Origin of the sequence: Citrobacter sp. CK199 (assembly GCF_030333285.1) — a bacterium.
Taxonomy (GTDB): Bacteria; Pseudomonadota; Gammaproteobacteria; order Enterobacterales; family Enterobacteriaceae; genus Citrobacter_B; species Citrobacter_B koseri.
This window is the reverse complement of sequence record NZ_JAOWGF010000028.1, coordinates 600,122-622,860: the sequence shown is the minus strand read 5'-3', so window position 1 is coordinate 622,860 and position 22,739 is coordinate 600,122. Positions and strand designations below refer to the sequence as shown.

At 53.5% G+C, this 22,739-nt stretch carries 21 protein-coding genes; 16 read left to right on the top strand and 5 right to left on the bottom strand.

Annotation, left to right across the window (positions count from 1 at the left end):
- Positions 1 to 65 precede the first annotated feature (65 nt).
- Both mntS and OGX75_RS17920 read left to right on the top strand, forming a co-directional pair.
- On the top strand, positions 66 to 194 hold the full coding sequence (gene mntS, locus OGX75_RS17925; protein ID WP_047457949.1) for a manganase accumulation protein MntS: 129 nt from the start codon (positions 66 to 68) through the stop codon (positions 192 to 194).
- A 287-nt stretch (positions 195 to 481) separates the two neighbouring features.
- Positions 482 to 2,068, top strand: a complete 1,587-nt coding sequence (locus tag OGX75_RS17920; protein WP_286451391.1) for a phosphoethanolamine transferase — start codon at positions 482 to 484, stop codon at positions 2,066 to 2,068.
- A 149-nt stretch (positions 2,069 to 2,217) separates the two neighbouring features.
- Here the strand turns inward: OGX75_RS17920 and ompX are convergent, their stop codons facing one another.
- Positions 2,218 to 2,733 carry an outer membrane protein OmpX gene (gene ompX, locus OGX75_RS17915; protein WP_012133153.1) on the bottom strand — a complete coding sequence of 172 codons (516 nt, stop codon included), beginning with the start codon at positions 2,731 to 2,733 and terminating at the stop codon, positions 2,218 to 2,220.
- Between the two features lie 353 nt (positions 2,734 to 3,086).
- Here ompX and rhtA point away from each other — a divergent pair, with 353 nt between their 5' ends.
- The 6 genes from rhtA to ybiO all read left to right on the top strand — a co-directional run bounded on the left by rhtA (position 3,087) and on the right by ybiO (position 9,718).
- On the top strand, positions 3,087 to 3,971 hold the full coding sequence (gene rhtA / locus OGX75_RS17910; RefSeq protein ID WP_012133156.1) for a threonine/homoserine exporter RhtA: 885 nt from the start codon (positions 3,087 to 3,089) through the stop codon (positions 3,969 to 3,971).
- Between the two features lie 305 nt (positions 3,972 to 4,276).
- Positions 4,277 to 4,780, top strand: a complete 504-nt coding sequence (gene dps, locus OGX75_RS17905) for a DNA starvation/stationary phase protection protein Dps (RefSeq protein ID WP_012133159.1) — start codon at positions 4,277 to 4,279, stop codon at positions 4,778 to 4,780.
- 364 nt (positions 4,781 to 5,144) lie between these two features.
- Entirely contained in the window at positions 5,145 to 5,891 is a 747-nt protein-coding gene (gene glnH / locus OGX75_RS17900) for a glutamine ABC transporter substrate-binding protein GlnH (RefSeq protein WP_012133160.1), read from the top strand.
- A gap of 95 nt (positions 5,892 to 5,986) precedes the next feature.
- Entirely contained in the window at positions 5,987 to 6,646 is a 660-nt protein-coding gene (glnP, locus tag OGX75_RS17895) for a glutamine ABC transporter permease GlnP (protein ID WP_049011142.1), read from the top strand.
- The gene (gene glnQ, locus OGX75_RS17890; RefSeq protein ID WP_012133163.1) at positions 6,643 to 7,365 is read left to right on the top strand and encodes a glutamine ABC transporter ATP-binding protein GlnQ; all 723 of its coding nucleotides are present in this window, start codon (positions 6,643 to 6,645) and stop codon (positions 7,363 to 7,365) included. Before glnP ends, glnQ begins: the two co-directional genes overlap by 4 nt.
- Positions 7,366 to 7,483: 118 nt before the next feature.
- A complete protein-coding gene (gene ybiO / locus OGX75_RS17885) occupies positions 7,484 to 9,718 on the top strand; it encodes a mechanosensitive channel protein (protein WP_286451392.1) in 2,235 nt (744 codons plus the stop codon).
- Here the strand turns inward: ybiO and rlmF are convergent.
- Positions 9,715 to 10,641: a 23S rRNA (adenine(1618)-N(6))-methyltransferase RlmF gene (gene rlmF / locus OGX75_RS17880; RefSeq protein WP_047457955.1), complete on the bottom strand. Its 927-nt coding sequence runs from the start codon at positions 10,639 to 10,641 to the stop codon at positions 9,715 to 9,717. The genes ybiO and rlmF overlap by 4 nt on opposite strands.
- Before the next feature lie 286 nt (positions 10,642 to 10,927).
- Here rlmF and mcbA point away from each other — a divergent pair, with 286 nt between their 5' ends.
- From mcbA to ybiJ, 3 genes are all read left to right on the top strand, one after another.
- Positions 10,928 to 11,188: a DUF1471 family periplasmic protein McbA gene (gene mcbA, locus OGX75_RS17875; RefSeq protein WP_012133167.1), complete on the top strand. Its 261-nt coding sequence runs from the start codon at positions 10,928 to 10,930 to the stop codon at positions 11,186 to 11,188.
- 192 nt (positions 11,189 to 11,380) lie between these two features.
- Entirely contained in the window at positions 11,381 to 11,647 is a 267-nt protein-coding gene (locus OGX75_RS17870; RefSeq protein WP_275166469.1) for a DksA/TraR family C4-type zinc finger protein, read from the top strand.
- Positions 11,648 to 11,934: 287 nt separating this feature from the next.
- The gene (gene ybiJ / locus OGX75_RS17865) at positions 11,935 to 12,195 is read left to right on the top strand and encodes a DUF1471 family protein YbiJ (RefSeq protein ID WP_012133170.1); all 261 of its coding nucleotides are present in this window, start codon (positions 11,935 to 11,937) and stop codon (positions 12,193 to 12,195) included.
- 122 nt (positions 12,196 to 12,317) lie between these two features.
- On the opposite strand, the gene ybiB is transcribed toward ybiJ, so the two are convergent.
- Positions 12,318 to 13,286 (bottom strand): DNA-binding protein YbiB, encoded by a 969-nt coding sequence (ybiB, locus tag OGX75_RS17860; RefSeq protein ID WP_012133171.1) that lies wholly within the window; start codon positions 13,284 to 13,286, stop codon positions 12,318 to 12,320.
- A 253-nt stretch (positions 13,287 to 13,539) separates the two neighbouring features.
- On the opposite strand from ybiB, the gene OGX75_RS17855 reads away from it, so the two are divergent.
- From OGX75_RS17855 to OGX75_RS17835, 5 genes are all read left to right on the top strand, one after another.
- On the top strand, positions 13,540 to 14,076 hold the full coding sequence (locus OGX75_RS17855) for a fimbrial protein (RefSeq protein ID WP_047457960.1): 537 nt from the start codon (positions 13,540 to 13,542) through the stop codon (positions 14,074 to 14,076).
- Between the two features lie 69 nt (positions 14,077 to 14,145).
- On the top strand, positions 14,146 to 14,820 hold the full coding sequence (locus OGX75_RS17850) for a fimbrial biogenesis chaperone (protein ID WP_199971389.1): 675 nt from the start codon (positions 14,146 to 14,148) through the stop codon (positions 14,818 to 14,820).
- Between the two features lie 30 nt (positions 14,821 to 14,850).
- Entirely contained in the window at positions 14,851 to 17,394 is a 2,544-nt protein-coding gene (locus OGX75_RS17845; protein WP_286451394.1) for a fimbria/pilus outer membrane usher protein, read from the top strand.
- Between the two features lie 22 nt (positions 17,395 to 17,416).
- Complete coding sequence (locus OGX75_RS17840) at positions 17,417 to 18,406, top strand: fimbrial protein (RefSeq protein ID WP_049011137.1); 990 nt, start codon at positions 17,417 to 17,419, stop codon at positions 18,404 to 18,406.
- Between the two features lie 5 nt (positions 18,407 to 18,411).
- Positions 18,412 to 18,915 carry a fimbrial protein gene (locus tag OGX75_RS17835; RefSeq protein WP_286451395.1) on the top strand — a complete coding sequence of 168 codons (504 nt, stop codon included), beginning with the start codon at positions 18,412 to 18,414 and terminating at the stop codon, positions 18,913 to 18,915.
- Here OGX75_RS17835 and dinG read toward each other — a convergent pair.
- Both dinG and rhlE read right to left on the bottom strand, forming a co-directional pair.
- Complete coding sequence (gene dinG, locus OGX75_RS17830) at positions 18,902 to 21,079, bottom strand: ATP-dependent DNA helicase DinG (RefSeq protein WP_286451396.1); 2,178 nt, start codon at positions 21,077 to 21,079, stop codon at positions 18,902 to 18,904. The genes OGX75_RS17835 and dinG overlap by 14 nt on opposite strands.
- Before the next feature lie 96 nt (positions 21,080 to 21,175).
- Positions 21,176 to 22,534, bottom strand: a complete 1,359-nt coding sequence (gene rhlE / locus OGX75_RS17825) for an ATP-dependent RNA helicase RhlE (protein ID WP_047457973.1) — start codon at positions 22,532 to 22,534, stop codon at positions 21,176 to 21,178.
- Positions 22,535 to 22,739 lie beyond the last annotated feature (205 nt).

The window sequence follows — 22,739 nt, the reverse complement described above, 5'->3', positions numbered from 1 at the left end:
CTATATCTGTATGTAATGCAGGCATCCCTCACGGATCGATGGGATCGTAAAGTCAGGAGGTTTCTATGAACGAATTTAAGAGGTGTATGCGCGTGTTTAGCCACTCTCCCTTTAAAGTACGGTTAATGCTGCTGTCCATGCTGTGTGACATGATCAACGGCAAACCCGAGCAGGATCAGCCCTCGTCAAAATAACGCGGCGTCGCGGTACGCCGCTCCATTTTGACGACATCTTCTCGCATCAAGGCGCGCTCGCGCTGGGTTTTATCTCAATACCCTTTCTTTTTGTCGGTTTTGCTGCCCCTTTCGCAAAACATTTTCCTTGTAGTAGTTGACCTTCTTATACACACGCTCTATCGTTGCGCAGCCCTGCATATATTGCGGCTCGCAGATGCGGACCCCATCCCCTCTTCACGCACTTTCCGGCAGGTATTGACCCTTAACGCCAGGGTGAGCACATGGCGTTTTTGCAATAGTGGCATATGAATTTAACCCTCAAAGACTCGCTTATTGCCCGCAGCAGGGCCATTAGCCCGTGGACTGGCTTCTACTTTTTACAGTCGCTGCTGATTAACCTCGCGTCGGGCTACCCGTTTAGCCTGTTCTATACAGCGGCCTTTACCTGCCTATTGCTATTGCTCTGGCGCACCGCGCCGCGCGCGCAAAAGGTGTTGATCGGGCTATGCTCGCTGATCGCCGCCATGTATTTCCCGTTCGGCCAGGCCTACGGCTCGCCAAACTTTAATACGCTGCTGGCGCTGCATTCGACCAACGTGGAAGAGTCCACCGAAATCCTGACCATCTTCCCGTGGTACAACTATCTGGTAGGCCTCTTTATCTTTGCACTGGGCGTGATTGCCGTTCGCCGTAAGCAAGAGACGGAGAAAAAAACCTGGCGCGTTGTGGACAGCGTGTGTCTGCTGTTCAGCGTCATCGCCTTTTTTGTCGCGCCGGTGCAAAACCTGGCGTGGGGCGGCGTGTTTAAATTAAAAGACACCGGCTACCCGGTTTTTCGCTTCGTGAAGGATGTCATCGTCAACAACAATGAGGTGATTGAGGAGCAAGAGCGGATGGCGAAGCTGTCCGGGATGAAGGATACCTGGACGGTCACTGCGGTTAAGCCCCGATACCATACCTACGTGGTGGTGATCGGTGAAAGCGCGCGGCGTGACGCAATGGGCGCATTCGGCGGTCACTGGGATAACACCCCGTTCGCCAGTACCGCCAACGGTTATTTTTTCATGGATTACGTTGCCGCCAGCGGCTCAACGCAAAAATCGCTCGGTTTAACGCTCAACCGCGTGGTCGACAACAAGCCGCAATTCCAGGATAACTTTGTGACGCTGGCCAACCGTGCCGGTTTCCAGACCTGGTGGTTCTCGAATCAGGGGCAAATCGGCGAATACGATACGGCTATCGCCAGCATCGCGAAACGTGCCGATGAAGCGCACTTCCTGAAAAGCGGAGACTTCGAAGCTGACAAGAATACGCGTGACGATGCGCTGTTAAAAATGACCGCTCAGGTACTGGAGACAGAACGCACGCAGCCGCAGTTAATCGTGCTGCACCTGATGGGCTCGCACCCGCAGGCCTGCGATCGCACGCAGGGAAAATACGACGTTTTCGTGCAGTCGAAAGAGACCTCTTGCTACCTGTACACCATGACCCAAACGGACGCGCTGCTGGGAAAACTGTACGCGCAGTTGCGTAACAGCGGCGACAGCTTCTCTATGGTCTACTTCTCAGATCATGGTCTCGCATTTAAAGAGCGCGGGAAAGAGGTGCAGTATCTGGCGCATGACGACAGGTATCAGCAGAATTTTCAGGTGCCGTTTATGGTGCTTTCCAGCGATGACAAAGCGCATCGCGTGATTAAAGCGCGCCGTTCGGCAAATGATTTCTTAGGCTTTTTCTCGCAATGGACGGGGATCAGCGCGAAAGAGATTAAAACCAAATACCGTTTTATCTCTGAGCAGAAAGCCGGGCCGGTCTTCATCACCAACTTCAAGTTGCAGAAGGTGGATTACAACCATCTGGGTACGGATATTTTTAGTACCAAACAGCGCTAACCTGTAGCCGGATAATGTTGTAGGCCTGATAAGACGCCTCAGCGTCGCCATCAGGCATTGCCGGATGGCGGCATAAATACCTTATCCGGCCTACACATCAGACAAAAAAATCCGCCCCGAGGGGCGGATTTTTCATATCACCGAAGTGATTAGAAGCGGTAACCAACACCGGCGATCCAGGTGCCGACGTCCACGTTACGGATACGGCTCTGCTCATAAGAGAAGTCCAGCGCAACGTTTTCGATCGGGTTGAACTGCAAACCGGCACCGTAGGAGAAACCGTAGTCGCTGGTGTCGTGTTTGTCAGCCGGAGTGGCAGCAGTCTGGAATTTACCGTAACCCACACCAACAACACCGTAGATGCTTGCCCAGTCGTTCAGACGGTAAGCAGGACCGGCGGTGAGGCCGTAGTACTGAGTTTTGTTGTAATCGCCAGCACCGTTAGTACGATCTTTTTCTGTGTAGGTGAAGGAACCGATTACGCCCAGCGGGTTGTTGTCCTGCTCGTAGCGATACTTCAGGTTAAAACCGTTCATTTTGTTCGCTGCGCCCTGAGCATCGCTCTGAGCGTAACCACCCGTAACGGTAGAAGTAGCAGCTACAGCAGTACCTGCGGAAATAGCCAGAACAGCGGCCAGTGCTGAAAGACATGCAATTTTTTTCATAACCACCTCAAATGTGCTTCAAGTAAATCCTAAGTTATAAATATATCAAAAATTGATGAGAAACTCTTTGCGATTCGCGATGTCTAACGGGTCTTTTCGTGTAACAGAACATTTCCATAACCCGCTATCTCTTTCAAATAACATCACTTTTCCGGTGAAGCGCACCATTATTACGCGCACAATATGGTACATTCATCCAGATAATTCCTAATTACGCAGTTTATTAATCCATCAATTCATCGATATTTTACGGATTCTCCGGGATTTTTTTTCAACGAATACTCAACCGTCAGAGGTTATTTCTATTACACTGCCTTTTTTACTTCTATTGACATTAATTGACAGGAGAAAGGATGCCGGGGTCGTCACGTAAGCCAGTCTGGCTGCCTATTTTGGTTTTGCTCATTGCGATGTCCTCTATTCAGAGCGGAGCCTCGCTGGCGAAATCGCTGTTCCCTCTCGTCGGGGCGCCGGGCGTTACCGCACTGCGTCTGGCATTAGGCACGCTAATCCTGATTGCGTTCTTTAAGCCCTGGCGTCTGCGCTTTGCCAGAGAACAGCGGCTGCCGCTCCTGTTTTACGGTCTGTCGCTTGGCGGGATGAACTACCTGTTTTACCTGTCGATTCAGACGGTGCCGCTCGGCATCGCCGTTGCGCTGGAGTTCACCGGGCCGCTGGCGGTCGCGCTGTTCTCGTCCAGACGGCCTGTCGATTTCATCTGGGTTGTGCTGGCCGTGCTTGGACTCTGGTTCCTGTTGCCGCTTGGTCAGGGCGTATCGCATGTTGATTTAACGGGTGCCGCGCTGGCGCTCGGCGCAGGCGCCTGCTGGGCTATCTATATTCTGACCGGGCAGCGGGCGGGTGAAGAACACGGCCCCGCGACCGTGGCGGTAGGCTCGCTCATTGCGGCGATCGTTTTCGTTCCGGTTGGCGCGCTACAGGCGGGAGAGGCATTATGGCACTGGTCGATTCTCCCACTGGGTCTGGCTGTCGCCGTGCTGTCAACGGCGCTGCCCTACTCGCTGGAAATGATCGCGCTGACGCGACTGCCCACGCGAACGTTTGGGACGCTGATGAGCATGGAGCCCGCGCTGGCTGCCGTTTCGGGGATGATTTTCCTGGGAGAAACGCTGACGCTGGTGCAGCTTCTGGCCCTGGCCGCCATCATTGCCGCCTCGATGGGGTCCACGCTCACCATCCGGCGGGAAACGAAAATTCAGCAAGTCGACATTAATTAACGTTACAATTCTGCATGATTTGCATAATCATGCAGAATATTGCTTTTATCCTTCTCATTATTATTATCTCCGCTATTTTTCTGCTGCCTGCAAACCTATTTATGTTTATCGCTCATAGTGAATGAGAATTATTAACATGCTGACGCTTAATTTAATAACATATTGATTTTTAATCATTTTCAATATTAAACACTTTCTGCGCTATTAAAGTGATAGGCACAGACAGAAAAGCAAAATGAAAAACCGGTGCTATACTTAGTTTCGTTAATTACCTGGGACACAAAACATCAAGAGGATATGAGATTATGAGTACCGCTAAACTGGTAAAAACGAAAGCGTCTAATCTGCTTTATACCCGCAACGATGTATCAGACAGCGATAAGAAAGCGACGGTTGAGTTGCTGAATCGTCAGGTGATCCAGTTCATTGACCTGTCACTGATCACTAAGCAGGCTCACTGGAATATGCGCGGTGCTAACTTTATTGCCGTACATGAGATGCTGGATGGCTTCCGTACAGCGCTGACCGACCACCTTGATACCATGGCAGAACGTGCCGTACAGCTGGGTGGCGTGGCATTAGGGACAACGCAAGTGATTAACAGCAAAACACCGCTGAAAAGCTACCCGCTGGATATCCATAGCGTTCAGGATCACCTGAAAGAGCTGGCGGATCGTTACTCTGTTGTCGCCAATGACGTCCGTAAAGCCATCAGCGAAGCCAAAGACGAAGACACTGCTGATATCTTTACCGCTGCTTCCCGCGACCTCGATAAATTCCTGTGGTTCATCGAAGCCAACATCGAATAAGCAGCATGATAAGTAAGACCTATGAACCCTCGCTTCGGCGGGGGTTTTGCACTTTTATAGTGCATCAAATTTCTTCCGCCCTGCCGTAAAGTAAAATATTTGTAATAATCACCTCACACAATCGTTAACGAGAGATTGTTTTAGCAACAATTTTTGCGCTAAATAGTCATACCGTTTGCACCCGATTCGGTCTGCACTAAATTAGTGCCCCAAAACGGTGCAATCCGTCAGTTTTGCCACGCTTATTGTGCATTAAAATGAAACGCCTTCTTTTTAAAACAATGAGTTGCATAATTGGCACGATTCTTTCATTACGCCATATGTTCTCGCAGGGGATCGCCCCGTGGATATAAAAGGAAATGCTATGAAGTCTGTATTAAAAGTTTCACTGGCTGCACTTACCCTGGCTTTTGCGGTGTCTTCTCACGCCGCGGATAAGAAACTCGTCGTGGCAACCGACACGGCGTTCGTTCCGTTTGAATTCAAACAGGGCGACAAATACGTTGGCTTTGATGTGGATCTGTGGGCCGCTGTCGCGAAAGAGCTGAATCTGGACTACACCCTGAAACCGATGGATTTCAGCGGCATCATCCCGGCGCTGCAAACCAAAAACGTCGACCTGGCGCTGGCAGGCATCACGATCACCGACGAACGTAAAAAAGCGATCGACTTCTCTGACGGCTATTACAAAAGCGGTCTGTTGGTCATGGTGAAAGCCAATAACAACGATGTGAAAAGCGTGAAAGACCTCGACGGCAAAGTGGTTGCGGTGAAGAGCGGCACCGGTTCTGTCGATTACGCGAAAGCAAACATCAAAACCAAAGATCTGCGTCAGTTCCCGAACATCGATAACGCCTACATGGAACTGGGCACCAACCGCGCAGACGCCGTTCTGCACGATACGCCAAACATCCTCTATTTCATCAAAACCGCGGGCAATGGTCAGTTCAAAGCGGTAGGTGAGTCTCTGGAAGCGCAGCAATACGGCATCGCGTTCCCGAAAGGCAGCGACGAACTGCGTGAGAAAGTGAACGGCGCGCTGAAAACGCTGCGTGAAAACGGCACCTATAACGAAATCTACAAAAAATGGTTCGGTACTGAACCTAAATAATAACGCTGTATTTTAGCTCGTTACGCCCGGTGGCGCTTACGCTTACCGGGCGTACAGGCCTTTGAGTATTTTCACCACGGTAACAGGAACAATTTATGGAGTTTGACTGGAGTGCCATCTGGCCCGCCATCCCGCTGTTGATTGAAGGCGCCAAAATGACCCTGTGGATTTCAATCCTTGGTCTGGCTGGCGGCCTGGTCATCGGGCTGCTTGCGGGTTTTGCGCGCACCTTTGGTGGTTGGATCGCCAACCACATTGCGCTGGTCTTTATCGAAGTGATTCGCGGTACGCCTATCGTTGTGCAGGTGATGTTTATCTACTTCGCGCTGCCGATGGCGTTTAACGATCTGCGAATTGATCCCTTCAGCGCCGCCGTTGTCACCATCATGATTAACTCGGGCGCGTACATTGCAGAAATCACGCGCGGTGCGGTGCTGTCTATCCACAAAGGTTTTCGCGAAGCGGGCCTGGCGTTAGGGCTGTCTCGCGGCGAAACCATTCGCCACGTTATTTTACCGCTCGCGCTGCGCCGTATGCTGCCGCCGCTCGGTAATCAGTGGATTATCAGCATCAAAGATACCTCGCTGTTTATTGTTATCGGCGTCGCTGAACTGACTCGTCAGGGGCAGGAAATCATCGCCGGTAACTTCCGCGCGCTGGAAATCTGGAGTGCCGTTGCGGTGTTCTATCTGATCATTACGCTGGTGCTGAGCTTCATTCTGCGTCGTCTGGAAAGAAGGATGAAAATCCTGTGATTGAATTTAAAAACGTCTCCAAGCATTTTGGGCCAACCCAGGTGCTGCACAATATTGATCTGAACATCAAACAGGGTGAAGTGGTGGTCATCATCGGGCCATCCGGCTCCGGGAAGTCCACTCTGCTGCGCTGCATCAACAAACTGGAAGAGATCACGTCCGGCGAGTTGATTGTTGATGGTCTGAAAGTGAACGATCCGAAGGTGGATGAGCGGTTAATCCGTCAGGAAGCCGGCATGGTGTTCCAGCAGTTCTATCTCTTCCCGCATCTGACGGCGCTGGAAAACGTCATGTTCGGGCCGCTGCGCGTGCGCGGCGCGAAGAAAGAAGATGCCGAAAAGCAGGCCAAAGAGTTATTAGCGAAAGTCGGGCTGGCAGAGCGCGCGCATCACTACCCTTCCGAACTTTCCGGCGGTCAGCAGCAGCGTGTGGCGATTGCCCGCGCGCTGGCGGTGAAGCCGAAAATGATGCTGTTTGACGAACCGACCTCCGCGCTGGACCCGGAACTGCGTCACGAAGTGCTGAAAGTCATGCAGGATCTGGCGGAAGAAGGGATGACAATGGTCATTGTGACCCACGAAATCGGCTTTGCCGAGAAAGTGGCCTCCCGTCTGATCTTCATCGACAAAGGGCGCATTGCGGAAGACGGTAATCCGCAAACCCTGATTGAAAATCCGCCCAGCCAGCGTTTGCAGGAGTTCTTGCAGCACGTTTCCTGAGGCACGCCCCTCCCTTCCGCCCGGAAGGGAGGGTTTCCCCGGAATCCTCCCATTTCAAATCCCTCCCCTTTAAGCATCTATACTTATCTTTTTGCTTATATTTCTCACAGGAGGAGTCATGCGGCGGATCCTGTTCATCCTCTTTTTACTGCTGGGCGCCCCCGCGCATGCGGTCGCGATCCCCGGCGTCACAACGGACGCCTCAGGCAGTCAGGAGGCCGCGTCTGCGGCTGAACCCGATGTCGAACAAAAGAAAGCCGCCTACGCAGCGCTGGCGGATGTGCTGGAGAACGAGACCTCTCGCAAGGAGCTCATCGACCAGCTACGAAAAGTCGCCGCCACGCCGCCGCCAGAGCCCGTCCCTACGATAACGCCGCCCACGGTTACGGAAGAAAAAACGGTGCTGGAGAACGTAACCGACATCAGCCGGCGTTACGGAGAAGCCCTCTCCGGGCGCTTTGCCCAGCTTTATCGTAACATCACCGACTCGCCGCATAAGCCGTTTAACACGCAGACATTTACCAATGCCCTGACCCACTTCCTGATGCTGGCGGCCTCGGTGTTTGTCTTTTACTGGCTGATACGGCTTTGCGCGCTGCCGCTGTATCGCAAAATGGGTCAGTGGGCGCGCGCAAAAAATCGTGACCGCAGCAACTGGCTACAGCTTCCCGCAATGATTATCGGCGCATTTATCATCGATCTGCTCCTGCTGGCGCTGACCCTGTTTGTCGGGCAGATACTGAGCGACAGAATGAACGCCGGTAGCCGAACCATCGCCTTTCAACAAAGTCTGTTCCTGAACGCGTTTGCCCTGATTGAGTTTTTCAAAGCCATTCTGCGTCTGATCTTTTGCCCTAACGTAGCGGAGTTGCGTCCGTTCACGATTCAGGACGCCAGCGCGCGCTACTGGAATCGCCGTCTGAGTTCGCTCAGTAGCCTGATCGGCTATGGTCTGATCGTCGCCGTGCCGATTATCTCCAACCAGGTCAACGTCCAGGTCGGCGCGATGGCGAACGTCATCATCATGCTGTGCATTACACTGTGGGCGCTGTATCTGATCTTCAAAAACAAAAAAGAGATCACCCAGCATCTGCTGAATCTCGCGGAACGGTCGCTGGCCTTTTTCAGTCTGTTTATTCGCGCCTTCGCGCTGGTGTGGCACTGGCTGGCCAGCGCCTATTTTATCGTGCTGTTTTTCTTCTCATTATTCGACCCGGGCAACAGCCTGAAGTTTATGATGGGCGCGACGGTACGCAGCCTGCTCATTATCGGTGTCGCCGCGTTTGTTTCCGGCATGTTCTCACGCTGGATAGCCAAAACCATTACGCTGTCGCCCCCTACGCAGCGCAACTACCCTGAGCTGCAAAAACGGCTGAACGGCTGGCTGTCAACCGCCCTGAAAGCCGCGCGAATCCTGACGGTTTGCGTGGCGATCATGCTGTTGCTCAACGCCTGGGGGTTATTCGACTTCTGGAACTGGCTGCACAACGGCGCGGGAGAGAAAACCGTCGATATTCTGATCCGCATTGCGCTGATCCTCTTTTTCTCTGCGGTCGGATGGACCATCCTCGCCAGCCTGATTGAGAACCGCCTGGCGTCAGATATTCACGGCCGCCCCTTGCCCAGCGCGCGTACCCGAACCCTGCTTACGCTGTTTCGTAACGCCCTGGCGGTGATCATCAGTACAATCACAATCATGATCGTGCTGTCGGAGATTGGCGTGAACATTGCCCCCTTACTGGCCGGCGCCGGGGCGCTGGGGCTGGCGATTTCGTTCGGTTCGCAAACGCTGGTGAAAGATATAATTACCGGCGTATTCATCCAGTTTGAAAATGGGATGAATACCGGCGATCTGGTGACTATCGGCCCGCTGACCGGTACGGTGGAACGAATGTCGATTCGCTCGGTAGGCGTGCGTCAGGATACCGGGGCGTACCACATTATTCCGTGGTCTTCGATTACTACCTTCGCGAACTTTGTGCGCGGCATTGGTTCGGTCGTGGCTAACTATGACGTGGATCGCCATGAAGATGCGGATAAAGCCAATCAGGCATTGAAGGACGCGGTGGCTGCGGTGATGGAGAGGGAAGATATTCGCGGGTTGATTATCGGAGAACCGTCATTCTCCGGGATCGTCGGGCTGACCAATACCGCCTTTACGCTGCGGGTCTCCTTTACCACCTTGCCCTTAAAACAGTGGACGGTACGCTTCGCGCTCGACAGCCAGGTGAAAAAACATTTTGATCTGGCAGGCGTTCGCGCGCCAGTGCAAACGTATCAGGTACTGCCCGCACCGACGATCAGTCAGGCGCCAGCGACAGCCCCCTTGCCGCCGAGCGAACCCACGCTTTAGCGCTTACGCGCCATAAAACGGCGACGCTGATCGTCATCCATAAAGGTCCAGGCAATAAAGCGGCTCTGCTTTTGCCCCTGGGCCATCTCCTTTTTGACCACTTTTACCGCCCCGACGTCCGTCAGTGCGCGGTATAGCGGCGGCAAATTTTCGCCGCGCGACACTAACGTGGTGAACCACATCACCTGGCGGCCAAAGGCCTGGCTTTCCGCGATCATCGTTTTGATAAACGCCACTTCCCCGCCTTCGCACCAGAGTTCCTGCTGCTGGCCGCCAAAATTCAGGGCATCATTTTTATCCTGCCCAAGATTGCGACGTTTGCGCTCGCTTCCCGCACGGGCAGAAGCCGCCGAATCGTGGAACGGCGGATTGCACAGCGTGGCGTCATACTGTTCATTCTTATGAATGATGCCGTTGAAGATTGCCGCAGGATCTTTCTGCCGACGCAGACGAATCGATCGGGTTAATCCTGGGTTGCCGCTGATGATCGCCTGGGCGCTGGCCAGCGCCTGTGCATGGACTTCGCTGCCGGTAAAGCGCCAGCCGTATTCATGCACGCCGATAAGCGGGTAAATGCAGTTCGCTCCTGTCCCCACATCCAGCACGCTCGCATCCGCCGGAATCGCGCCTGTGGTTTCGCCCAGCAGATCCGCCAGATGGTGAATATAATCGGCGCGGCCTGGCACCGGCGGGCACAGAAAGCCTTCGGGAATATCCCAGTTTGCCACCTGATAGAAATACGCCAGCAGCGCTTTATTGAGCGCCTTAACTGCCAGAGGATTCGCGAAATCAACGCTTTGCTCACCCGCAGGCGTACGGGTAAGAAATTGCGCCAGTTCTGGCGTGACCTGGCATAACGTCGCGAGATCGTAACGATGATGATGGCGATTACGTGGGTGCAATCCCGGTTTCTGGGCAGACATGGCATTCTCCTTTTAGCAGCGGCGTAAGATACTCGCATAACGCAACGCGGTAAACAAACCTGACGGAGAAAGCCCGCTTATACCGCAGACGAACACGGGTCGCTCCGCAGGCTTAGCGACAAAATCCTGGAAAATCAATAATCTGTATGTCATTGATTTGTCAATATTCGTCAAAAAATATCGTTCAAAAAACAAGCGCATCATAATCAATTTTTTGCGTTAATTTTGCGTCATCAACGTCCTAAACTTATGAGGCACCACCTGTTGTTTCTAAGAGGATGCCGTTATGAAAAAATGCCTCACCGTACTGGCTGCTGCTCTGCTCACTGGCATGAGTTTTAGTGCATTCGCCGCGCAGCCGCTTAGCAGCTCAGAAGCAGGCCAGCTCAGACCCGCCGGAACCGTCTCAGCAACGGGCGCGACGACGCTGAGCGAACTTGAAAATAAACTGGCAGAAAAAGCGCGTGAACAAGGCGCCAAAGGTTTTGTCGTCAATTCTGCCGGTGGCGATAACCAAATGTATGGCACTGCCACTATCTACAAATAACCCCCTACCAGGTAACTGCATTCCCACCGAATGCAGTTTTCCTTAGCATGGAAAACGTCCCCCCGTCTTTTTCATTCGCTGATGTTTTTCGCTGACTGATATACCGGCCTGCTTCTGCGCTATTGACTGTACGATTTTTGACCCCATATTCACTACACTTACCGTGTGGAATAAAGGGGGAGGAACAGGTATATGGCATCCGGGTGGGCGAACGACGACGCCGTTAATGAACAAATCAACAATACTATTGAAGATGCTGTCGCCCGCGTTCGCGGCGAAATTCCTCAAGGCGAAAGCCTGTATGAATGTGAAGAGTGCGGCGATCCTATCCCGAAAGCGCGGCGTAAAGCCGTTCCGGGAGTAAGGCTATGCATTGCCTGCCAGCAGGAGAAAGATTTACATAACTCAACATTCTCAGGATATAATCGCAGGGGATCGAAAGATAGCCAGTTACGCTAACTTTTCTTTACGTAAAACAACAGCGTAAGCATGTTCTTTTACTCTCATGCTTTTTCACCTTCTGCGTGGCAAAATGTGCCGTTACTCTCTCTTCTGTAAAGTGAAACGGCAAGAAGCGTAAATCCATGTTTTGAATTTATTAATAATCAATAAGTTATTTGTCATTCAAATTATTTGATGGATGACGTCAATTCTATTCGATTTTATCTCCCGCAAAAAACCGTGATACTTATCACATCGACGGAACAACGTCTTACTACACAAGAATAACCTGCGAGAGATTAATCATGAAAAATATCAAATATGCTGTTGCTGCTATCGCTCTGTCTACCCTGTCATTTGGCGTTTTCGCTGCCGAGCCGGTAACGGCTTCCCAGGCGCAAAGCATGAATAAAATCGGTGTTGTTTCTGCGGAAGGCGCCACCACTCTGGATGGCCTGGAAGCGAAACTGGCTGAGAAAGCGGCAGCTGCCGGCGCAACCGGTTATAGCATCACTTCCGCAACCAACAACAACAAAATGAGCGGCACTGCTGTTATCTACAAATAATTTCACGCGTTTCTGTTATACCCGTCTGTTTGCCGACAGACACACTGCTCCAACCCTCATTGAACCTGTGTTACCCTTGTTCGCCCGTCCGCCACTGGACGGGCTTTTTTTTTGCCTGACGCTTAAAAATGCTGCGCTACCCGCGCAAGCCCTTCCGTTAACGTCGCCGCTTCTCCCGTAGCCACCAGGCAGCACGCCATCTGAATTTTCAAGGAAGCCGGTATCGGCTCGCTTCCCGCCAGGCAGCGCTCAATCCAGCGGGCGGTGGTTTCCGGGTCTTTTGCCGCAGGCAGCGGCACCGGCTCGTCGGGCATCTCACTCTGGCGATCCTGAAGCACCTGCACGCCGGAACGGTCGATCAGGCTGATTTGCGGGCAACGCTGTGGATTGGCATACACCTCCCCTTCCGTGCCGTGCATCAGCAAACCGCGCCCGCCGATGTCGGCAAAAAATTTCGCGACGCGCGGAACGTACTCCGGGTGCGAGACGCTGGACAACCGCAAGGCGGCATCTTCCGCAAACGGCGTCGCTAACTTCGCCAGCGTGTGCGCGCTGTTACGCACGCCCAGCCGCCAGCGCATTGCCAGCTGTTTTTCCAGCGGCGGGCACAGCGTACCAACAGGAATAAACACCGGCTCGTGCCCATCCAGTTTCGCCTGGGCCTGACCGGCGTGCAGCGTCGGCGCAATCCCCATCAGTTCGAAAATGGTCTCCGTCAGTACGCGCGTCGGATCTTCGCTTACGCCATGTACCACCACCGGAAAGCCCAGTTTATGCAGCAGAATCGCCAGCAACGGCGTCAGGTTCGCCTGTTTGCGCGCCCCGTTGTAGCTGGGGATGACAATCGGCATCGGTTTGGCGACCGGCGGCGTAAGCGTAATCGTGTGGTTCTGCATGGCTTCATAAAAGCCCAGCATCTCCGCTTCGCCTTCCCCTTTAATACGCAACGCGATCAACACGCCGCCCATTTCCAGTTCGGGCACATCGCCATTCAACATATGGGTATACAGGCCGCGCGCGGTATCCTGATCCAGGTCGCGGGCATGATTTTTACCTCGGCCGACCTCTTTGATGATTTTGCGATAATCCATGACATTCTCCACTGCGACATTTTTTTAACAATATAGCCCCTCTGGAGACCCGGCCGTTAGTTTTTTATCTCAGCCATCAATCACCTGTTTTTGTAGTAATTATTAAAACGCAAGCATTAGTTCAAATATTTGTGATTTTTATACACGATTCTAATCCGTAAACAATCTGATTAAATATCTGGCGAAGAGTTATTGAAGGTCCACGGTGAAAACGTCCAGGCTGGTTTTCACCACTTATACACCAGGATTTATGATGAACAAGGTTGCTTTAGGTTTATTCATCGCTGCAACAGTAGGATGTTCCGCATCCGCATTTGCGGCAACAAATGGCGAAGGTCAGATTAACTTTACGGGTGAAATCATTGACTCCGCTTGTCAGGTCGTTAATGGGTTAAGTAATCCGCTAAATGTCGAGTTGGGCAGAGTGTCTAAAACCGTATTTTCTGGCGCAGGCTCTACCAGCACACCAACGAAATTCGATATTCAGCTAAAAGACTGCCCGGAAACGGTGACCTCTGCCGCCATTAATTTTGGCGGTACGCCGGATACGGATAACAGCACGACCCTGGCATTAACGCCAGACACGGAGACGGCTACCGGTGTGGCAATTCAGTTGCTCGACTCGTCAGAGCAACCCGTCAGCTTATATACCCCTTCCCGTCAATATCCACTGACGGCAGGAAGCACGGTAAACGATCTGGAATTTGCAGCGCGTTATATTCAGACTCAGGCTGCCGTTACGGCCGGCCCGGCAAATTCCGTATCTACCTTTACCGTTATCTATAACTGATATTATCCATCCGAAGATATTAGCCCTTTCTTCAGGGCTAATATCTTTTATTCATGCTGAGAAATATTTATGCGTCACGGTTATTTACTGAGCACTCTTTTTCTGGTAGCAGCAACAGCGCATGCTGGCGTTATTATTAACGGCACCCGTCTTGTTTACCAGGGAGACAAAAAGGAATCCTCGCTTGGTCTTTCAAACCCAGATTCAACGGACTATCTGGTACAATCCTGGGTCGATTCCGGCAGTAAAAATCCGGGCAACACCCCCTTTCTGATTACGCCGCCGCTGTTTCGCCTGAATGCGAAAGAAGACAACGTTCTGCGGGTTATTCGCACAGGCGGCAATCTGCCTGAGGATCGTGAATCGCTGTACTGGCTGAATATCAAGGCTATTCCATCCTCAAAACACGTTGAGGGGGTAAATACCCTGCAAATCGCGATCAACACGCGTATTAAATTATTGTATCGCCCATCCTCCGTGAAAGGTAAGCCAGAAGAGGTTGCTGACAAACTGGAATGGCATCGTGAAGGTCACGATCTGGTCGTCAATAACCCGACGCCGTTTTATATGAATTTCCAGAGCGTGATGATTAATGGTCATAAAATCAGTAAAGCGACCTGGGCAGTACCTGAAACGGCAACCCACATGGCTCTGCCCGCCAATACTGACGGTGACACCGTGACCTATTCCATTATTACTGATTACGGCAGCATCAGCCGAACCTGGTCTAAGCCTGTCCATTAAGATAACGGCGCACAGGCAATTAAAATAATCATGTACCGCGATAAGAAGCCGTTTTCCTGCAAATTATTCACACTGCTGCCCCTGCTATGTGGCCTGGCAGTGTTCTGTTTTGCGCAGCAAACGCGAGCAGATGATTATTTTAACCCGGCGCTCCTGGATATTGATAATCCCCGACAGGAAAAAACCGATTTATCGGTATATGAAAAAGGTCCAGGACAAGCACCAGGAAAATACCAGGTATCAATCTTTATTGATAATAATAAAGTCGACACCCGCGATGTCACATTTAAATTACAGAAAGATGTTAAGGGCAACCGTTCACTCCAGCCCTGTTTCAGCCTGGATGATTTAAAGAGTCTCGGCATTAAAACGAAGGCGTTTCCGAAGCTCATGGCACAAGGAAAATGTGCAGATTTAAGCGCCATCCCCGCCGCCTCCGCCACGTTTCGCGTGCGCAACCAGCAGCTATTGCTCAGTATTCCTCAGTCAGCGCTGGGCCAGATTCCGCGCGGTTATATCGACCCAAAAACGTTCGATGAAGGCATTACCGCCGGTCTACTGAACTACAGCGCCAACGCCAGTCAGAGCGACGTCCGCCGACAGGGTGAACAGGATAACAGCAGCCAGTATGTCAACCTGCGTCCCGGGTTCAACATCGGCGCCTGGCGCGTGCGCAATTACTCAACCTGGAATCGTAACGTCACGGGCCATGACGAACAGCAGAAATTCTCGTCTGTTTATACCTACGCGCAGCGCGATATCGTGGCGATGAAAAGCGATCTCACGGTAGGGCAAAGCGCCTCTCCGGCGGACGTGTTCGACAGCGTGCCTTATACCGGCATACAACTCAATTCCGACAGCGACATGCTGCCGGATAGCGAAAAAGGCTATGCGCCGATTATCCGTGGCACCGCACACAGTAACGCCCTGGTGATGGTTCGTCAGAACGGCTACGTCATTTATCAGAACACCGTAGCGCCAGGCGCATTTGAAATTAACGATCTCTACCCGACGGGCAGCAGCGGCGACTTGCAGGTCACCGTCAAAGAGACGGACGGCAGCGAAAGCCATTTCGTGGTGCCCTACGCCTCCGTACCCGTGTTGCAGCGTGAAAAAAACCTGCGCTATAGCGTAACTGCCGGTCGCTATCGCGCCTATGACAAAGACGTCGAGCAAACTCCATTTGCTCAGGGGAGCGCAATCTATGGCCTACCTTATGGTTTTACCGCCTATGGCGGCGTACAGCAAAGCCGCCATTACCAGTCGCAGGCGATCGGCACCGGGAAAAACCTGGGGGATTTAGGCGCGTTTTCTGTCGACGTCACGCGGGCCAAAGCATTGCTGAAACAGCAGCAGGCCAGCACAGGGCAGTCATGGCGCGTGCGTTACAGCAAAGATTTTGCAGGCGCCGGCACCAACTTTTCCCTGGCCGGGTATCGCTATAACAGTAAGGGTTTTTACACCCTGGAAGACACAATGGAGTCCTATACCCGCGCCAGCGACTGGTCCGCCCCGCAGCAGCGCCGAGCGCGTACCGAAGCCACTGTCGATCAGACGCTCGGCGAGAGCTGGGGGTCTTTTACGCTGAGTCTGGTCAAAGAGACCTACTGGAGCCAGCGCCAGGATATGACCTCCATGAGCCTCAGCTACAACAACAGCTGGCATGGCGTGAGCTATAGCCTGAGTTACAGCATGAACAAAAACACCAGCGACAGCGATGAAAACGGTGAGTCCGTTACCCATGACAACCAGTTCGCGCTGAGCGTTTCGGTTCCACTCGACCACTGGATGCACAACACCTGGGCGACGTACAACCTGAACAACAGTCAAGACGGCGCCACGCAAAACATTGGCCTTAACGGTACCGCTCTGGCCGAAGACAACCTGAACTGGAATATCCAGGAAGGCGTGAGCAATACCGGAAGCGGCAACTCAACCAGTATGAATGCCGATTACAAAGGAACCTATGGCGAAGTGAGCGGCGGCGTCAGCCAGGACAGCCATCAACGGAGCGTTAATATGGGTCTGCAAGGCGGCGTTGTGGCGCACGCCAACGGCATCACTCTGACGCAACCGCTCGGTGAAACCATCGCGCTGGTGAAAGCACCGGGAACACATGGCACACACATTACCAATCAGACCGGCGTCAAAACCGATTTTCGCGGCTATACCGTTGTGCCATTTGTATCAGCCTACCGCCACAACACGATTGCCCTGGACACAGAAACACTGCCAGACGATGCCGACGTAACCCATGCCGCGCGAATAGTAACCCCAACGCGCGGCGCGGTAGTCCGCGCCAGTTTTAACACCCGCGTGGGCAGCAGGGTTTTAATGATGCTCACGCAAAACGGTAAGCCGTTGCCCTTTGGCGCAACCGTCACCACCGACGATAAAGACAGCGAGTTTATTGTTGGCAACGGCGGTCAGACTTATCTCTCCGGTTTACCTCAGCACGGAACGCTCTTCGTGTCGTGGGGTCAGAATGCCAGCGAACACTGCATCGCAGAGTACACGCTAACGGATGAGAGACATAAAACCAGCATCATTAACGCTGCCGCGCAGTGTCATTGATTCACCATGCAGACTCAACATTATGCAAATGATTAAACAGTGTTTTTTCCTCCTGATTTTGGCCAGCGCAGCCTTGTTTATGCCGCATGCAAAGGCGGCCTGCACAACGCCGGATATGCCCAAAATGATCAACGTGGCATCTGTTTCCGTACCGACGACGCTGGCGATTGGTGAGACCATTCCAGGAACAGAGCAAACCGTACACGTTGCCGGACAGTGCGATCAAAGTATTGATAGCGGTCTGGAAATTGTCTCCTGCTATTACGGAACAGGCGCTGAGATACCAGGCCTGAGAGGGGTGTACGACTCCGGGGTGCCCGGCGTTGGCATCGCGCTGATGAACGAGCAAGGCCAGCGGATCAGCGGCGCAGGCGGCGTACAGTGTGATTCACGCGGCACGCCGATCGGTTATGTATCCAGCGATGGGCAGCAGTCATTTAACTTCAACGTCACGCTTGAGCTGGTGAAAACCGGCAGTGACGTGACCTCCGGTACACTGGTGCAGGCGCAAACAGAGTTTGGGATTGGCGTGTTTGGTCACGAAGGTATCGGGAGTCCTAACCACATTGCCTATGCCGGCAATGTGGATCTCGAAACCGTAACCTGCTCCGTGTTACCGAAAAACCTGACCGTCAATCTGGGCGACTTTCCGATCAGTGATTTTATGGGAGTAGGCACCCTCTCGATGCCAGCACAGAATTTTAACGTTACGGTCAACTGTAATTCCACCGTGCAGCCTGAAGTGAAGATCACCAGTGCGAATGGCTACGAATCGGGTTTTGCCGGCGTGATGAAACTGACTCAGCAAAGCGGGATGGCGACCGGCGTCGGCGTCAGAATGCTGTTTGATGGCAATATCGCCACCTTCGACAACTACGTCAACACGCAAAGCGAGGCAAAAGCCAACGAAACGCTGGATATTCCGTTCCAGGTCCGCTATGAGCAAATCAGCGACGACGTTACGCCAGGCCCGGCAAATACCGTCGCCACGATTACGCTGGCCTATAAGTGATCGCGATGAAAAAAATGGTTTTCTTACTCACCGCGGGTCTGATGACGTATGCCTGCGCAGATGATATCCAGGTGCAAATGGTGGGTAACATCTATGCCAACACCTGCTCCGTGGACAGCGCCAGTAAAGATTTAACCGTCGATTTGGGGCAGGCGTCATCCAGTGATTTCAAAGACGTAGGCGATACCGGCGAATGGAAAGCGTTTTCCCTGGAAGTAACGCATTGCCCAAAAACACTCACGCTGACCAACGCGTTTTTTTACGGACAGGCCGATAGCGTACACCCGACCAAATTTGCCAACAGCGGCAGCGCGAAAGGGCTTGCGCTGGAGCTGGCCGATCGGCAGGACAATATTCTCATCGCCCCGCAGGCAAGCTTTAACGTGCTGATCAACCAAAGCGATCACACAGCAACTTTCCCGTTAGCCGCCCGCTATTACGCCACATCCATGCCCGTCAGCGCGGGCTCGTTCGATAGCGTCATACAGGTCACGTTTACCTATCAGTAGGAGCGCGCCCCTTCGCACGGATGCTTTTTTTACGCCCGGCAACCACTTTTGTCGGGCGTTTTTTTACCTCCGGCACTTCCGGGCGTTCAATCGGAAATACCGGGAGCGCATTCAGCAAACGCTGCCCGTAGCTTTTGGTTAACAGACGCTTGTCGTAAATCACCACCTCTCCCCAGCAGCCGTGGCTACGAATCAAACGGCCCACCTGCTGAATCAGGTTAAACGACGCGCTTGGCAGGCTCTGCACTTCAAACGGGTAGCGATTCAGGCTTTTCAGCCACTCGCCTTCGGTGATCACCACCGGGCTGTCGATGGGAGGAAACGCAATCTTGTGAATATGCACCTGAGTCAGCAGGTCGCCTTTCAGATCCAACCCCTCGGCAAAAGATTGCAGGCCAATCAGCACGCTGCGCTCGCCGTTCGCCACCCGCTTACGGTGCAGTTCCACCAGGCGATAGCGCGGCTGATCGCCCTGAACCAGCAGCAAAAGACGCAAATCGGTCACATGCCCCAGAAAGCGCTGCATCGCCCGTCCGCTGGCAAACAAAACCAACATGCCGTGGTGTTTTTTGCTTTCCAGCGCCTGACGAAAATAGGCCGCCATCTCCGCAATATGCTGCTCTTCGTTATCAATCAACGGTTCATAGCGCATTTGTGGAATGACAATTTTACCCTGCTCCACATGATTAAAGGGGGAGTCCAGCGCCACAAAGCGATCGCCCGCTTTCTCCTTCAGGCCGCTCATCTCCTGCAAGCGCGAGAAGCTGTTAAGCGAACGCAGGGTCGCCGACGTTACAATAATATGCGGCACGCTGCGCCAGAGCAGCCTTTCAAGCTGATCGCTGACGCGAATGCCCACACAGTGGAACCAGACGTGTATCTGCCCATCGCGCGCCTCCCGCGTGGCCCACTTTGAGACCGGCGCACCGGAAGACTGCGCCAGCGACGCCAGCCGCCAGAGCTTGCTTTGCGCCTCAAACATGCCCAGCGCGCGGTTCATCTGCAAAATCACCCGGTGCAGGCGCACAATATCGTGCGAGCCGGTTTTCTCGCTGAGATCGTTAAGGAACAGCTCCGCCAGCCCACGCAACATTTCCGTCAGCTTCGCCAGCCGCTGGCAGATCGCCATGATCTCATCCGGTAACTCGCCCATCGCAAAGCGGTGCTCAGCGTCCTGCGTCGCAGGCATATACAGATTCAGGATGTTGTTGAGCGAGGCAATCAGCTCGTACAACTCTTCGCAGTGCGCATTCAGGCGCTCAGGATTCGCCAGCGGCGGCGTGGTTTTCGGGCGGAACTGTTCCAGGCAGGTCGCCACCAGCTTAGTGAACAGATCCAGTTGCAGGCGATACCAGGGGGCGGAGATCTCAGCGCTCATCTCCAGCGCGTCGCGCGCGACATCCGGCAGATGGTGGCCTTCGTCCAGCACCAGCAGAAGATTTTTCGGCTCCGGCAGCACCGCTTCGCTCTCCATCGCCGCCATCACCAGCGCATGGTTTGCCACCACCACTTCAGCTTCCTGAATTTCCCGTCGGGCGACAAAAAAAGGGCATTCACGGTAGTAATGGCAATTGCGGTTCAGGCAACTGGCTTTATCGGTGCTCAGGCGCTTCCAGAGCGCGTCGTCAATGGCGATATCGGTATGATCGCGCAACCCGTCCCACTTGTAGCTGTCAAGATCGCCCTTTAGCCTGGCGCAGCGCTTTTGCTCTTCCTGGTTATTCGGCGTCAGTTCGTCATCCAGAAACGCGAGCAGATCCTGTTGATTCGGTTCGCTGCTGGCCAGCGCTGCCAGATTACGCGGGCAAACGTAGCGCCCACGACCAAACGCGGCGGTAAACCGCAAGTCAGGAATGATTTTGCGCAGCAGCGGGAGATCTTTGCTGTAGATCTGATCCTGCAACGCCACGTTGGCGGTGCTCACCACCAGCGTTTTTTGTTCTTCGCGGGCGATAGCAATACCGGGAATAAGGTAAGAGAGGGTTTTCCCGACCCCGGTCGGCGCCTCAATCGCCAGATGACGCCCTTCTTCACCCGCCAGCGTTTTGGCGACATCGGCAATCATCTGCCGCTGCGGCGCACGGGGGATAAAGTCGGGGATCTGCTCCTGAAGCGCCTTATACCAGGCGGCGATTTGCGCTTTAAGCGCAGCGGTCAATGCCATGAGAAAACCTGAAATACTGTATAAACAGCCACTATTGTGGCACTTTCTGCCGCGGGTCGCAAAAAGAAAAGCCCGACCTTTCGGCCGGGCTCGCAATTAATCCGCCAGTCTGCGCGGGCGGCGCGGCGGACGCGGTTTATCGCCGCCTGGCTTACCTTCTCCGCTGCGCGGTTTGGCTTTCGGCGCCCCGCCATCATTGCGACGCGGTTGCTGGGCACGGCCTGCTCCGCCCTGTCCCTGACCCTGGCCTCGGCCGCGACCACCGCCGCCACGCTGCTGCTGGCGACCGTTCTGAATCGGCTCCGCTTTAATTGACGGGTCTGGTTCATAACCCGGCGTGGTGATGCGCGGGATCTCTTTTTTCAGCAGCTTCTCGATATCGCGCAGCAGTTTGTGTTCATCAACGCAGACCAGCGATAACGCTTCGCCGGTCGCGGCGGCACGGCCGGTACGGCCGATACGGTGCACGTAATCTTCCGGGACGTTTGGCAGCTCATAGTTCACCACATGCGGCAGCTCTTCGATATCCAGCCCGCGCGCCGCGATGTCGGTCGCCACCAGGACGCGGATATCGCCGGATTTGAAATCAGCCAGTGCGCGGGTACGCGCGCCCTGAGATTTATTACCGTGGATCGCCGCACTGCGAATGCCGTCTTTATTCAGCTGTTCCGCCAGATGGTTGGCGCCGTGTTTGGTACGGGTAAAGACCAGCACCTGCTGCCAGTTGCCTTTGCCAATCATCTGCGACAACAGTTCGCGCTTGCGTTTTTTATCCACGAAATGAACGTGCTGGGTCACCTGCTCAGAAGCGGTATTACGGCGCGCCACTTCAATTTCCAGCGGGTTATGCAACAGCTTTTCAGCAAGCGCTTTAATGTCATCGGAGAATGTGGCGGAGAACAGCAGGTTCTGGCGCTTCGGCGGCAGTTTTGCCAGCACGCGGCGAATATCGTGGATAAAGCCCATGTCGAGCATACGGTCAGCTTCATCCAGCACCAGAATCTCAATCTGATCCAGCTTCACCGCGTTTTGATGTTCCAGGTCGAGCAAACGCCCCGGCGTTGCCACCAGCACGTCAACGCCGCCGCGCAGTTTCATCATCTGCGGGTTAATGCTGACGCCGCCAAACACGACCAGAGAGCGAATGTTCAGGTATTTACTGTAATCCCGGACGTTCTCGCCAATTTGCGCCGCCAGCTCACGGGTCGGCGTCAGAATCAACGCGCGTACCGGGCGACGGCCTTTCGCGTGCGGCTGCTGCGTGATCAGATGTTGTAACAGCGGCAGCGTAAAACCGGCTGTTTTACCCGTCCCCGTCTGGGCGCTGGCCATCAGGTCGCGGCCTTCCAGCACCGCAGGGATCGCCTGCTGCTGAATAGGGGTAGGTTCACGGTAACCCTGCTCGGCAATCGCGCGCAAAATATCAGGATTCAACCCAAGGGAATCAAAAGACATAACTACTCCGAACCGCCCCGACCGTTACCGGTGTAGTTTTCAGGGAGATACTCACAAGAGGGATGACAAAAACCACAATGTCATGAAGGGGCGGAGTGTAGCAGTTTTTGTGACATACCGCATAAATTATCCCCGTGACTGGAAAAAACAAAATAAACCACCACACTGGACAAGAACAATTATCGGTCATAATCTTAATCAATCG